Annotated in this window: 12 protein-coding genes; 4 read left to right on the top strand and 8 right to left on the bottom strand. The window is 69.0% G+C overall.

Annotation, left to right across the window (positions count from 1 at the left end):
• Positions 1–79 precede the first annotated feature (79 nt).
• On the top strand, positions 80–2605 hold the full coding sequence (locus tag OG385_RS12940) for an ATP-dependent Clp protease ATP-binding subunit (RefSeq protein WP_164264107.1): 2526 nt from the start codon (positions 80–82) through the stop codon (positions 2603–2605).
• A gap of 123 nt (positions 2606–2728) precedes the next feature.
• On the opposite strand, the gene OG385_RS12935 is transcribed toward OG385_RS12940, so the two are convergent.
• Positions 2729–3598: an alpha/beta fold hydrolase gene (locus OG385_RS12935; protein ID WP_266854660.1), complete on the bottom strand. Its 870-nt coding sequence runs from the start codon at positions 3596–3598 to the stop codon at positions 2729–2731.
• A 506-nt stretch (positions 3599–4104) separates the two neighbouring features.
• Between OG385_RS12935 and OG385_RS12930 the strand changes: the two genes are divergently transcribed.
• A complete protein-coding gene (locus OG385_RS12930; protein WP_266854658.1) occupies positions 4105–4797 on the top strand; it encodes a M23 family metallopeptidase in 693 nt (230 codons plus the stop codon).
• On the opposite strand, the gene OG385_RS12925 is transcribed toward OG385_RS12930, so the two are convergent.
• On the bottom strand, positions 4754–5386 hold the full coding sequence (locus OG385_RS12925; RefSeq protein WP_266854656.1) for a TetR/AcrR family transcriptional regulator: 633 nt from the start codon (positions 5384–5386) through the stop codon (positions 4754–4756). The two genes, OG385_RS12930 and OG385_RS12925, sit on opposite strands and share 44 nt — an antisense overlap.
• Before the next feature lie 132 nt (positions 5387–5518).
• On the opposite strand from OG385_RS12925, the gene OG385_RS12920 reads away from it, so the two are divergent.
• Positions 5519–7069: an MDR family MFS transporter gene (locus OG385_RS12920; protein ID WP_266854655.1), complete on the top strand. Its 1551-nt coding sequence runs from the start codon at positions 5519–5521 to the stop codon at positions 7067–7069.
• 99 nt (positions 7070–7168) lie between these two features.
• Here the strand turns inward: OG385_RS12920 and cseC are convergent, their stop codons facing one another.
• The 6 genes from cseC to OG385_RS12890 all read right to left on the bottom strand — a co-directional run bounded on the left by cseC (position 7169) and on the right by OG385_RS12890 (position 12405).
• The gene (cseC, locus tag OG385_RS12915) at positions 7169–8482 is read right to left on the bottom strand and encodes a two-component system sensor histidine kinase CseC (RefSeq protein WP_266854654.1); all 1314 of its coding nucleotides are present in this window, start codon (positions 8480–8482) and stop codon (positions 7169–7171) included.
• Positions 8483–8594: 112 nt separating this feature from the next.
• Complete coding sequence (gene cseB, locus OG385_RS12910) at positions 8595–9293, bottom strand: two-component system response regulator CseB (protein WP_266854652.1); 699 nt, start codon at positions 9291–9293, stop codon at positions 8595–8597.
• Between the two features lie 12 nt (positions 9294–9305).
• Positions 9306–10055 (bottom strand): hypothetical protein, encoded by a 750-nt coding sequence (locus OG385_RS12905; protein ID WP_266854650.1) that lies wholly within the window; start codon positions 10053–10055, stop codon positions 9306–9308.
• Positions 10043–10594 (bottom strand): SigE family RNA polymerase sigma factor, encoded by a 552-nt coding sequence (locus OG385_RS12900; RefSeq protein ID WP_266854649.1) that lies wholly within the window; start codon positions 10592–10594, stop codon positions 10043–10045. Before OG385_RS12900 ends, OG385_RS12905 begins: the two co-directional genes overlap by 13 nt.
• A 175-nt stretch (positions 10595–10769) precedes the next feature.
• Positions 10770–11720, bottom strand: a complete 951-nt coding sequence (locus OG385_RS12895; RefSeq protein ID WP_266854647.1) for an A/G-specific adenine glycosylase — start codon at positions 11718–11720, stop codon at positions 10770–10772.
• A gap of 76 nt (positions 11721–11796) precedes the next feature.
• A complete protein-coding gene (locus OG385_RS12890) occupies positions 11797–12405 on the bottom strand; it encodes a phosphatase PAP2 family protein (protein ID WP_266854645.1) in 609 nt (202 codons plus the stop codon).
• 183 nt (positions 12406–12588) lie between these two features.
• Between OG385_RS12890 and OG385_RS12885 the strand changes: the two genes are divergently transcribed.
• Entirely contained in the window at positions 12589–13437 is an 849-nt protein-coding gene (locus OG385_RS12885) for a hypothetical protein (protein WP_323183936.1), read from the top strand.
• The last annotated feature ends 38 nt before the right edge of the window (positions 13438–13475 follow it).

Genomic DNA, 13475 nt, shown 5'->3' with positions numbered 1-13475 from the left:
GCCCCGCGGGACTAGCATGCGGAAGGACTGGGAGGGGACCGACCCCTCGCTGCCCGACCGCTCTGAGGAGCGATTAACGATGTTCGAGAGGTTCACCGACCGCGCGCGGCGGGTTGTCGTCCTGGCTCAGGAAGAAGCCCGGATGCTCAACCACAACTACATCGGCACCGAGCACATTCTCCTGGGCCTTATCCATGAGGGTGAGGGTGTCGCCGCTAAGGCCCTGGAGAGCCTCGGGATTTCGCTCGAGGCGGTCCGCCAGCAGGTGGAGGAGATCATCGGTCAGGGGCAGCAGGCCCCGTCCGGCCACATCCCCTTCACCCCTCGTGCCAAGAAGGTTCTGGAGCTGTCGCTCCGGGAGGCTCTTCAGCTCGGCCACAACTACATCGGTACGGAGCACATCCTGCTCGGCCTGATCCGCGAGGGCGAGGGCGTCGCAGCCCAGGTCCTCGTGAAGCTGGGCGCCGATCTGAACCGGGTACGGCAGCAGGTCATCCAGCTGCTCTCCGGTTACCAGGGCAAGGAGACCGCCGCCGCAGGCGGTCCCGCCGAGGGCACGCCCTCGACCTCGCTCGTCCTGGACCAGTTCGGTCGCAACCTCACCCAGGCCGCCCGCGAATCCAAGCTCGACCCGGTCATCGGGCGCGAGAAGGAGATCGAGCGGGTCATGCAGGTGCTGTCGCGCCGTACCAAGAACAACCCGGTCCTCATCGGCGAGCCCGGCGTCGGAAAGACGGCGGTCGTCGAGGGCCTGGCGCAGGCCATCGTCAAGGGCGAGGTGCCCGAGACCCTCAAGGACAAGCACCTCTACACCCTCGACCTCGGCGCGCTCGTCGCCGGTTCCCGCTACCGCGGTGACTTCGAGGAGCGGCTGAAGAAGGTCCTCAAGGAGATCCGCACCCGCGGCGACATCATCCTGTTCATCGACGAGCTCCACACCCTGGTGGGTGCGGGCGCCGCCGAGGGCGCGATCGACGCGGCTTCGATCCTGAAGCCGATGCTCGCCCGTGGAGAGCTCCAGACCATCGGTGCCACCACGCTCGACGAGTACCGCAAGCACCTGGAGAAGGACGCGGCCCTTGAGCGCCGCTTCCAGCCGATCCAGGTGGCGGAGCCTTCCCTCCCGCACACCATCGAGATCCTCAAGGGTCTGCGGGACCGCTACGAGGCCCACCACCGTGTCTCCATCACGGACGAGGCCCTGGTCCAGGCCGCCACCCTGGCCGACCGGTACATCTCGGACCGCTTCCTGCCGGACAAGGCGATCGACCTGATCGACGAGGCCGGCTCCCGGATGCGCATCCGCCGGATGACCGCGCCGCCGGACCTCCGCGAGTTCGACGAGAAGATCGCGAACGTCCGCCGCGACAAGGAGTCGGCCATCGACTCCCAGGACTTCGAGAAGGCAGCTTCGCTCCGCGACAAGGAGAAGCAGCTGCTGGCCGCGAAGACCAAGCGGGAGAAGGAGTGGAAGGCCGGCGACATGGACGTCGTCGCCGAGGTCGACGGCGAGCTGATCGCCGAGGTCCTGGCCACGGCCACCGGTATCCCGGTCTTCAAGCTCACCGAGGAGGAGTCCTCGCGGCTGCTCCGCATGGAGGACGAGCTCCACAAGCGCGTCATCGGGCAGAAGGACGCCATCAAGGCCCTGTCGCAGGCGATTCGCCGTACGCGTGCGGGTCTGAAGGACCCGAAGCGCCCCGGTGGCTCGTTCATCTTCGCCGGCCCGTCCGGTGTCGGTAAGACCGAGCTCTCCAAGACGCTCGCCGAATTCCTCTTCGGCGACGAGGACGCACTGATCTCCCTCGACATGTCGGAGTTCAGCGAGAAGCACACGGTTTCCCGTCTCTTCGGTTCTCCCCCCGGATACGTGGGTTACGAAGAGGGCGGCCAGCTCACCGAGAAGGTGCGCAGGAAGCCGTTCTCGGTCGTTCTCTTCGACGAGGTCGAGAAGGCCCACCCCGATATCTTCAATTCCCTGCTCCAGATTCTGGAAGACGGTCGTCTGACCGACTCCCAGGGCCGGGTCGTGGACTTCAAGAACACGGTCATCATCATGACGACCAACCTCGGGACCCGGGACATCTCCAAGGGCTTCAATCTGGGCTTCGCGGCCCAGGGCGACGTCAAGACCGGATACGACCGGATGAAGGCCAAGGTCAACGAGGAGCTGAAGCAGCACTTCCGCCCCGAGTTCCTGAACCGTGTCGACGACACGGTGGTCTTCCACCAGCTGACCGAGGAAGACATCATCCAGATCGTCGACCTCATGATCGAGAAGGTCGACGAGCGGCTGCGGGACCGGGACATGGGCCTGGAGCTCAGCCCGGACGCCAAGTCGCTCCTCGCCAAGCACGGCTACGACCCGGTCATGGGCGCGCGTCCGCTGCGGCGCACGATCCAGCGGGAGATCGAGGACATCCTCTCCGAGAAGATCCTCTTCGGTGAGCTGCGCCCCGGTCACATCGTGGTCGTCGGTGTCGAGGGCGAGGGTGAGGAGAAGAAGTTCACCTTCCGCGGCGAGGAGAAGTCGGCTCTGCCCGACGCCCCGCCGATCGAGCAGGCGGCCGGTGGCTCCGGCCCGAACATGACGAAGGACGTCTGACGCCGATGCGTTGAACGGCCCGAGCAGCGAAAGGGCGGCCCCGGAACCGGTCATCGGTTCCGGGGCCGCCCTTTATGCGTCACCGGCAGCCCTGCCCTCGCCCGGGCCGGTGCCGTCCGCAGCTCACGCCTTCGCGAACTCCCGCAGATCCGCGGTGAGCCGGTCCCCGTGAGTGGCGAACAGGCCGTGCCCGGCGTTCTCGTATATCCGCAGCTCGGACTCCGGGATCAGCGCGGCCGAGCGGCGCCCGGTGAGGTCGAGGGGCGTCGAGGCGTCGTGCGTCCCGTGGACCACCAGCGCCGGGACGTCGATCGCGGACATCTCCGGGGCGAGGTCCAGCGTGACGACCAGGTCGCACATGGCAGCCGTGGCACGCAGGGTCGCTCCGGTGCAGCGAGCTGCCAGATGGCTCATGTACGCGTCGGAGAGGCGGTTCTCCGGATGCCGGCCATCGGGGAGCCGGCGCTGGTTCTCGGGGAGTTGCAGAGCGAAGAAGGCATCGACCCCGTCCGCGAAGAACGCGTACCGGTCCCGGCGGATCGCCTCATTGCCTTTTTCCACGGCCGCCGGGTCCAGCCCGCCGGGATGGTCGGCGGTACGGACGAGCCCGGGCACCAGACCCGCAACCAGTGCCAGCCGTGCCACCCGCCCGCTGCCGTGCCGGGTCAGATACCGGACGGCCTCCGCCGCGCCGAGCGAGTGCCCGACGAGCGTGACGTCCGTCAGACCGAGATGGTCCAGGAGCGCCCCGATGTCGTCGGCGAGCGTGTCGAGATCGAACCCGCCCCACACGTCGTCGGACCGGCCGTGGCCGCGCCGGTCCAGGCCGACGCAGCGGTAGCCGTCGGCGGCCAGCGGAAGCATCTGGCGCTCCCACATCTCCGTACCGAAGTACGCGCTGTTGATGAAGACGACGGTCCGGTCCGCCTCGCGGTCCCCGTAGTCGATGTAGTGCAGCCGGGTGCCATCGGTGGTGGTGGTGAAGTACGGCATCGGGGCCTCCCCTGTCGGTCCGGGCTTCGGTGCTTGCAAGCCAAGAGCCTGCTGCAGACGCCGCCGCGGGTCGATTACGCCGGAGGTAATGGCACCAGGACCGACAGGGAAGACCCCGCCGAAGGTCCCGAAACGGACAGGCGTTGGTCCCTCGCCGGTGACATGGACCACAGGGGTGTTTTGGCCTACTACCCGGCCTAGGGGGCGCGGTGCCGACGGCTGCCGGGCCTTCCGGACCGGGCCGCCCGGGACTTTCGGCCCTCGGCGGGCACGGACCGCGCGGGGCCGATCCCTGCCCGGGCGATCTGCGCTTAAACGTCCCCGCGCGGATCGGTGTCCATGGATGCGGGGCGGTCCGGGCCCGTGATCCGAGGGGACTTCTCCCGCGCTTGCCCTACGACGCAATGTCGTAGATGGACGTTTTGGGTGCTACGCGGAATGGGTTACCAATGAGTGGTCCGCCCGACCTGTTCGGTTGGGTCCACTTACGTACGGAGATCCCACGTATGCAGAAGCACACCACGTCCCACGTGTCCCGCCGGTCCCCGCTTCGCACCCGCGCTGCGGTCGTAGCCGCCGGGCTCGGAGTGTCGGTCGCGCTGGGAGCCGGGGTCGCGGTCGCTGCCGACGCACACCCGGCCACCGCAGCCGCAGGAACCCCGAACGTCGCCACCGCGCTCGCCCACCAGGCCAGCGCCCAGGCGAAGGCCGCGCAGCACACCGCCAAGACGGCGAAGGACACCAAGGCCGCCAAGGCCGCCCAGGCGAAGAAGGCCGCCAACGAGTGGATCTCGCCCGTCGCGCACCCCGTGATCGGTGAGCCGTTCGGCGAGGCCGGCCACATGTGGTCCCACAAGCACTCGGGTCAGGACTTCGTCGTCCCGACCGGCACCGCGGTCATGGCCGCGCACGGCGGCACCGTCGTGAAGGCCGGCCCCAACGGCGGCGGCGACGGCCCGGCGTACGGCAACGCGATCGAGATCAAGCACAGCGACAACACGTACTCGCAGTACGCGCACCTGTCGGAGATCGACGTCCACATAGGCCAGACCGTGAAGACCGGTGAGGTCATCGCCAAGTCCGGTGCGACCGGCAACGTGACCGGCCCGCACCTGCACTTCGAGGTCCGCACGGGACCGAACTACGGCTCGGGCTTCAACCCGATGCCGTTCCTGAAGGCCCACGGCGTGAAGTTCTGACCTGCCCGGTCGGATCCTGACGCCCCGCGCCCGCCTCCAGGTGGGCCTGGGTCATGAGATCGATGGCGACTTCGAGGACAGCCTTGCGCTTGTCCTCGGGGTCGCCTTCGGCGTCTTTCAGCGCGAACGATCCCGCGTGCATGGTGAACAGCGCGGAGAAGCAGCGGACCTGGTCGGTCAGTGACGCGTCGGGCGCTCTGACCAGGTCGAGCAGGAGCAGCATCCGGTCCTTGAAGTTCTCGCCGACGCTCAGCTCCCGTACCGTCCCCTGGTTCTCCTGCATGAAGCGGAAGAGCGGGGCCGCGCCTCTGAGTGCTTCGCTGTAGCGCCGCAGGACCTCCGTCTTCGTCTCCAGGCTGCGCGGCCGGCCCTGGCCCCACGCGATGACCTCGTCGATGGGTGCCGAGAGGTCGTGGAAGAGGCTGATGAGGATGTCTTCCTTGGTCTTGAAGTGGTAGTACAGCGCCGCCTTGGTGACATCGAGCTTCTCGGCGATCTCCCGGAGCGAGGTCTTCTCGTATCCCTGCTCGACGAAGAGGTCCAGCGCGACGTCCTGGATCCGCTGGCGGGTGTTTCCTCTGCTGCCCATTGGTGCTCTCCCGCGATACTTACTTGACGCCCGGCTAGTACAAGGCTACCTTCTCCCGGTGTAATCAAACTAGCCGGGCGGCAAGTAAGTAAACAGACCGAGCCCGGCAGGTTCAGGGGAGTGGTGGGGTACGTGTCGGAAACCGCAGAACTGGCGAGATCGGAAGCGGGGGGCAAGACCGAGCCACAGCCGCGCAGCGTCCGGGTGGTGCTGTTCGCGCTGATGATCGCGATGTTGCTCGCGATGCTCGACAACATGATCGTGAACACCGCGATGCCGACCATCGTCGGCGAGCTGGGCGGGCTGGCACACCTGTCCTGGGTGGTGACCGCGTACACACTGGCGACGGCGGCCTCCACGCCCATCTGGGGCAAGGTCGGCGACATGTACGGGCGTAAGGGCGCCTTCCTCGCCTCCATCGTGATCTTCCTGATCGGCTCCGCGCTGAGCGGGATGGCGCAGGACATGAGCCAGCTCATCGGTTTCCGGGCCATCCAGGGCCTCGGCGCCGGCGGCCTGATGGTCGGCGTCATGGCGATCATCGGCGACCTGATTCCGCCGCGTGAGCGCGGCAAATACCAGGGAATGATGGCCGGCGTCATGGCGGTCGCGATGATCGGCGGGCCGCTCGTCGGCGGTGCCATCACCGACCACCTCGGCTGGCGCTGGACCTTCTACATCAACCTGCCGCTGGGCGCGGTCGCGCTCGCCATGGTCACGACCGTGCTGCACCTGCCCAAGAAGCGGTCCCGGGGGCGGATCGACTATCTCGGTACGGCGCTGCTCACCATCGGCATCGTCTCGATCGTGCTGGTCACCACCTGGGGCGGTACGCAGTACGCCTGGGGCTCGGCCATCGTCATGGAGCTCATCTTCATCGGCGTCGCCGCGCTGATCGGCTTCGTCTTCTGGGAGACCAAGGCCGCCGAACCGATCGTGCCGCTGCACATCTTCCGCAGCCGCAACTTCACACTGATGTCGGTCATCGGCTTCCTGACCGGATTCGTGATGTTCGGCGCGATGCTCTTCCTGCCGCTGTTCCAGCAGTCGGTGCAGGGCGCGTCCGCGACCAACTCCGGTCTGCTGCTGATGCCCATGCTGCTGGCGATGATGGCCGTCTCGCTCGTCGCGGGCCGGATCACCACCAACACCGGCAAGTACAAGGTCTTCCCGATCGCGGGCGGCGCCCTGATGATCGTCGGGCTGTATCTGCTGTCCACGATGGACGTCCACACCACCCGGCTGACGACCGGTGTCTACATGGCCGTGGTCGGCGCCGGTATGGGCTTCCTGATGCAGATCACCATGCTGGTCGCGCAGAACAGCGTCGAGATGAAGGACATGGGCGTCGCCTCGTCCTCGACCACCCTCTTCCGTACGCTCGGCTCCTCCTTCGGCGTCTCGATCATGGGTGCGCTCTTCACCAGCAAGGTGCAGGACGAGATGACCGCGCGGATGGGCAAGGGCGTCTCGCTCCCCTCGGCGCAGCTGGACGCGGCGAGCCTGGCGAAGCTGCCGGAGAAGGCCCGGGACGCCTACCAGTACGCGGTCGCCGCGGGAACCCACGGCGGATTCCTGCTGGGTGCCGTCGCCGGACTCGCGGTCATCGCGGCCGCCGTCTTCGTCAAGGAAGTCGCCCTGCGCGGCGGCCCTGACGTCCCTGCACCGGTGCAGGAGCCGTAGGCCGCAGTACGTGTACGAGAGCGGGCCCCGGATGCGCGATGCATCCGGGGCCCGCTTCGTACGCGTACATATACCGGCGCCGGAACCGCCGTTATGTGGTCACGAGGGCCGGGTCAGGGCGCGGAAGCTTCCCGTGACGGTCGGCGCGTGTTCCGGGAGCCAGAGCACCGCGATGGCGCCGCCCGTCTCCTTCGCCCCCTCCGGTGCCGCGTTGCGGAACGTCAGCCGCGCCCCGAGCACCTTGGCCTGCCCGGCCGCGATCGTCAGCCCCAGACCGTGCCCGACACCCGCCCGGTCGCTGCTGCCCGTACGGAAGCGGCTCGGCCCGTCCCGCAGCAGCGTGTCGGGGAAGCCGGGCCCGTGGTCGCGCACCCGCACCACCCGTCCCTCGACCGTGACCTCCACCGGCGTCCCGCCGTGCTTGGCCGCGTTGCCGAGGAGATTGCCGAGGATCCGCTCCAGGCGCCGCGGATCGGTGTTGACCCAGGACTCGTGCACCACCCGGACCTGCGCGTCCGGCGCCACTATCGACACCCGGCGGCTGACGAACTCGCCCAGCGCGATCTCCTGGAGCTCGGCCCGCTCGGACGCGCTGTCCAGCCTGGCCACCTCCAGTACGTCCTCGACCAGGGTCCGCAGCGCCTGCGCCCGGTTGCGTACCAGCTCGGTCGGCCGGCCGGGCGGCAGCAGCTCCGCGGCCGTCAGCAGCCCGGTCACCGGCGTACGCAGCTCGTGCGCGATATCGGCCGTGACCCGGCGCTCGGCCTCCACCCGCTCCTGCAGGGTGTCGGTCATCGCGTCCACGGCGCGGGCCAGCTCATCCGTCTCGTCCCGTACGAAACCGCCGATGGCGGCCCGCACCCGGACGTCCGTGCCGCCCTGTGCCACCTTGGTCGCGGCCGCGGCCGCCTTGCGCAGCCGCCGCGAGAGCTGGCCGCCGATCAGCACGCCCAGCGCGCTGCCCCCGAGCACCACCGAGACCGAGCCGATGATCAGCGCCCGGTCGAGGTCCTGCAGGACGGAGGCGCTGCTGCCGTAACGGCTGTGCAGCGAGAGCACGTCGCCGTCGGAGAGCGGGGCGGCCGCCCAGACGTCGGGGATCCCGTTGGAGTGCTCGACGACCAGGGTGGAGATCCGGTTCTCGGCGGCCCGGCGCCGCAGCTCCCTGGGCAGGCTGGGGTCATTGACCTTGGAGCCGAGCTGCGGCTGCTGCTGTTGTTGCTTCTTCGCCTCGAAGAGCCGCAGGGCGAACTGGAGCCGGACGACCTGAGTGTCCCGTGCGTTGTCGAGCATGGAGACGCGGGCCGCGTTGTGGACGACGAGGCTGAGCGCGACAGCGATGAGCGCGCCGACCCCGGCGATGGCGATGCTGATCTTCCACCGGACGCCGGTGCGCAGGGCGAGGTGCTTCATGTCGGCGTTCCTGTTCGACGCGGGCCGACCACGGGGCTTCTCCGGCAGGGGGTCCGGGGGTTGTCCCCCGGTGGACGCAGCCACCGGACGCCGGTGCGCAGGGCGAGGTGCTTCATGCCTTCAGCTTGTATCCGAAGCCGCGGACCGTTTCGATCCGGTCCTGTCCGATCTTTGTCCGCAGCCGTTGCACATGGACGTCCACGACCCGGGTGTCACCGCCCCAGCCGTAGTCCCAGACCCGCTCCAGGAGCTTGTCGCGGGAGAGCACCGTGCCCGGCGCCGAGGAGAACTCCAGGAGCAGCCGCATCTCGGTCGGGGTCAGCGCCACATGGGTGCCGCTCCTGCGCACCTCCATGCCCTCCGTGTCGACCTCGATGTCGCCGAAGGCCAGCACGCCGCGCTCGTCCGGCTCGGCGTCGCTGTCCGTACCTGCGCCGCTCGCATGTCCGAACCGGCGGAGAACGGCCCGGATGCGGGCCACCAGGACCGCGCCGTCGAACGGCTTGGTCACGTAGTCGTCGGCTCCGGCCTCCAGCCCCAGCACCACGTCGATCGAGTCGGCGCGGGCCGACAGCATGATCACCGGGACGGTCGACTGGTCACGGATCCGGCGGCACAGGGAGACCCCGTCAAGCCCCGGCAGCATGACGTCGAGCAGGGCGATGTCGGGCTGGTTGGTGCGGAACGCGTCGAGTCCGGAGAGCCCGTCGGGCATCGCGGTGACGCGGAAACCGTCCCGTTCCAGGGCGAGCTGTGTCGCCTCGCGGATCACATCGTCGTCCTCGACGAAGAGGACATGGGTCTCGGCCATCCCGCTGCTCTCTCAGTTGCTGGGGCTGGTGGTGGCGGTGTCCCCGCCGGTGTCTCCGTCGGTGTCCCCATCACCGACCGCCCGGCTGAAGTCGGTGTGCACGGCGTCGGTCTGCGCGAACTTGTTGTTCGTCCAGTGGTACGTGATGACGTCCTCGCTCGACGCGTACGACATCGAGTCGCCCTTCGCGTACTGCTGCTTCGTCACCACGAGATCGCCCCGGTCGATCTCGGAGTAGACGGGCGCGGCCTCCGAACCGAAGACGTTCTTGTACGAGCCGCCGTGCGCGCGGTAGACGTACGTGGCGACCCCCACCGCACTGCGGCACGTCATCACGTTCACCACGACATCGGCGACGTCGCCGCCGGTCAGCCGCGCGTACGAGACGTCGACCGGGTAGTCGCTGCCCGAGCACGGCTTGAGGTCGCGCTTGACCGCCGGGCTGACCATCGGGTCCTGCTTCAGGAGATCCACCGGGTTCACCCGCTCGCCGGGCTTGGTCGCGGCCGCCGACCCCGGATCCTTGGTGGGCGCGACCGCGGGGACCGAATGGGCCGCTCCCTCGTCGCGTGTCCCCGTACCACCCGAGTCGCAGCCCGCCACGAACAGGCCGACGACGGCGAGCCCGGCCACCGCCGTGACGCTCGCCGCCAGAGTCCCTCTTCTGGTTCTGGCCACCCTGGACCCGGCCACCGCACCCCGGCCGTCGTCGTCTCCGGGGCCGCCCGGACCGTCCTCCGGGCCCTCTGTCAGGCCGCGCACCGCTCCCGCCCCATCTCTTGTTCCCCACGGATCAGCGCACGCGCGTCGATGTCGCGGCTCTCCAGCTCCTGCCTGAGCCGTGCAAGGGCCCGGTGCAGTGTGCTCTTCACCGTACCGGCCGACATGCCCAGTGCGGCAGCCGTCTCCTCGGTGCTCATCTGCTCCCAGTGTCGCAGGACGACCACACTGCGCTGCTTGGGAGCGAGCACCTTCAGGATGTCCATCAGCAGCGCGCGGTCCGCGTGCTGCTCCGTGCCGTCCTCGACGCTCGCGTCGGGCAGCTGCTCGGTGGGGACCTCCTCCAGCCTGCGGGCGCGCCACCACTCCGTACGGGTGTTGATCATGACGCGGCGGAGGTAGGCGTCGGCCAGCGACTTGTCGGCGATGCCCTCCCAGCGGCGGTAGGTGCGCGCCAGCGCGGTCTGCAACAGGTCCTGGGCGTCGACGGGGTCGGGCACCAGCCGGCGGGCGCTCCGCAGCAGGGCGTCCTGCCTGGTGCGTACATACTCCTCGAATTCGAGCACCTCACCGTGCGCCATACCCAACCGCCTCCGTCGTTCCCCGTGTTCAAACTGCTCTGTGGTCTGTCCACGAAGCTACGGAGGCGTTGTCACGGAGCTGTGCGTACCAGCCGTCGGCAGACGCACGGCTGCCCATCGATTGTGTAACGGCGATCAGGTTTAAAACGGGAACGGGCAGATCCGGATGATCGGTTCAGGTCAGCGGCAGCCGGTAGACCCCGCCCGCCAGCGGCTCGACCAGCCCGTCGGAGACCAGCCCGTCCAGCGCCCTGGCCCGCTGCACCGGCTCGTGCCACACCGCGTCGAGCTGCGACTGCGGTACGGGACCCGGCGTGTCCCGCAGCACCGCGAGCAGCTTGCCGCGTACCTGGCGGTCCGTACCGGCGTACGTCTGTCCGCGCCGCGCCGCCCCCGCGTGTGCCGGTTTGCCGGCCAGCCGCCAGGCGCACTGCCCGGCGATGGGGCAGCGCCCGCACTCGGGGTTCTTGGCCGTGCAGACCAGCGCGCCCAGCTCCATGGAGGCCGCGGCCCAGCGCGCCGCGGTGGTCTCGTCGTCGGGGAGCAGGGTGCGGGCCAGCCTGCGTTCGGCGGCCGTGGTGGCGTTCGGCGGGTACTCGACGCCGCTGACCGCACGGGCGAAGACCCGCCGCACATTGGTGTCCAGGACCGCATGGCGCCGGCCGTACGCGAAGGAGGCGACCGCCGCAGCCGTGTACTCGCCGATACCGGGCAGCGAGATCAGCTGCCCGTGCTCGGACGGCACCTCGCCGCCGTGCCGCTCCGTGATGGCCTGGGCCGCTCCGTGCAGGCGCAGGGCGCGGCGCGGATATCCGAGCCTGCCCCAGGCCCGGACCGCCTCACCCGGGGCCTCGGCCGCCAGATCGGCCGGGCGCGGCCAGCGGGCCAGCCACTGTTCGTAGACCGGCAGCACCCGTACGACAGGGGTCTGCTGGAGCATGAACTCGCTGACCATGACCCCCCAGGCGCCCGCCTCGGGGCGGCGCCAGGGCAGATCGCGGGCGTTGGCGCCGAACCAGGTGATGACGGAGGAGTGCAGGCCGGCGGCGGTGCCGGAGTCCGGCAGGCCGGCGGCGTCGGGAGCGGACGCCGGAGTCGCCGAGGGCGTCTGAGGCGTCGGAGTCATCTGAGTCGGCGGATTCGGGGGATTAGTCGGATTCGTCGAAGGTTCAGTGGTTGTAGTCATGGCACATCCGATCCTCTCAGTTCGGGGCTCCCGGCCCCACGAACCAGGCCGCCGCGCTGATGTCGCTCGACCGCACCGTCTCCACCAGCGACCGTACGGGCCGGGTCAGCCCCTCGATGACGAGCAGCCCGATCAGCGCGCCGAGGAGCAGCCCGACGATCACGTCATGCGGATAGTGCACACCGACGAAGACCCGCGAGAAGGCCATCAGCACCGCGACCGGCACGGTCAGCCAGACCAGCCGCACCATGGCGACGGAGAGTCCGACCGCCGCGGCGGCCGCGATGATCGAGTGATTGCTGGGGAAGGACCAGTCGCCGGGCGCCGGGCAGTCGATCAGCGGTTTCATCGCCCCGGCCACGGCCCGGCACGGGCGCTCCTCGTGGATCACCGACTTGAGCACTTCGCTGAGGACGTACGCGATGGCGGTCCCCAGCGGAGCGATCAGCGCCAGCGCCATCGCCTGCGCGGACGCCGTACGCGACCGCCACCACACGAAGACGAACAGCACGGCGAAGAGCAGCAGTCCGCCCTCGGTCCACAGCTCCATGAGCTGCTGCACCCAGGAGGGCGTGGAGTGCGCGAATTCGACGATATTTCGGTAGAGCTCGGAAGAACTGTCCATGGTGACGGACAGTATGGATCATCCCGGAGCGGTGACCACGAGCGATCCTGCTCACGCTGTGCGGCCCGTGACGGGGGCACCGGGCACGGTCTGCGGAATGATGATCCGTAAAAGTTGTACGGACGGCGGCGGGTGGGGCCTGAGTTGGGTCTGATCTCTCGTACAGTTTGCGCCGTGGGATCTATGCGCAATCCGGTCGGGCCGCTTCCCTCCTCCATCTACTGGCGACGGAGGGCAGTAGCGGCGACTCTGGTTGCGCTGCTCGCCCTGCTGGTCGTGTGGATGGTGACATCGGGCGGCGGAGGAAAGCAGGGCAGTTCGGGCGCGAAGGGGGCCAATCCCGCCCCTTCCATCACCCCGGGCCCCTCCGGAACGGGTCCCGCGATCAGTCAAGCGCCCGGCGGGAGCGGTGGTTCGGGCAGCTCCGGCGGATCGGGCTCGTCCTCCGGTTCGGATACGGGTTCCGGCTCTGGCTCCGGCTCGGGCGGTTCGGGCGGGTCGGGCAGCGGCTCCGGCGGTACGGGCCCGGGCAGCGGTGACGGTGCCAACGGCACGGCCGGAAGCGGCGGTTCGGGCGCGGACGCCGCAGGCGCCGTCGACGGCCGGCGAGTCTCTGCGGGCTCCAGCCTCCCCGACTGCACTGCGGGATCGGTCCAGTTGACGCTGCACAACCCCAAGAACAGCTATCCCCCCGGTGAGAAGCTGAAGTTCGACCTGATCGCCAAGAACACCTCGGGGACGGCCTGCAAGGTCGACTTCGGCCCGAAGGCCACCGTGCTCACGATCACCTCGACCACGGACGACCATGCCGTCTGGTCGTCCAAGGACTGCCCGAAGGACGGCGGTTCCGTGCTCCTCCAGGTCCCGGCCAACAGCACCATCAAGCACACGGTGGAATGGGACCGCAAGAAGTCGGCCCCGAAGTGCACGAAGCCGGGCCCGCAGACGGCGGGGGCCGGCACCTATCTGGTCGAGGCGAAGGCCCCGGGAATGCCGGTGAAGCAGACATCGGTGGTCCTGACGAAGGACTGACCAGCCGGAAACATCAAGTCCTGGCGGGCGAATTCAAG

The sequence above is a fragment of the Streptomyces sp. NBC_01306 genome (assembly GCF_026340465.1).
In the GTDB taxonomy this organism is placed as follows: domain Bacteria; phylum Actinomycetota; class Actinomycetes; order Streptomycetales; family Streptomycetaceae; genus Streptomyces.
The sequence above is the reverse complement of the archived record's forward strand: the minus strand, read 5'-3'. Positions and strand labels throughout refer to the sequence as shown.